Consider the following 256-nt stretch of genomic DNA (forward strand, 5'->3'; position numbering starts at 1 on the left):
TTGGTACTGTTGGCGTACTCGGATCGTCTATACCTGTAGTTTCTTCACAATCCGTTAAACCATCACCATCACTATCGGTTGTGTTGATGCCTACTGGGCTACATGGATCGTTTTCATCGGATGTACCAGTTGGTACTGTTGGCGTACTCGGATCATCTATACCTGTAGTTTCTTCACAATCCGTTAAACCATCACCATCACTATCGGTCGTGTTGATGCCTACTGGGCTACATGGATCGTTTTCATCGGAGGTACC

The 256-nt window shown here is 46.1% G+C and carries 1 protein-coding gene; it reads right to left on the reverse strand.

Translation table 11 applies throughout. The features are described from left to right. Nucleotides 1-256: hypothetical protein (locus ACNG5D_RS16155; protein ID WP_418184550.1), on the reverse strand; the 256-nt coding region annotated here is incomplete at both ends.

The organism is Algibacter ulvanivorans, from assembly GCF_048381495.1.
Taxonomy (GTDB): Bacteria; Bacteroidota; Bacteroidia; order Flavobacteriales; family Flavobacteriaceae; genus Algibacter_B; species Algibacter_B ulvanivorans.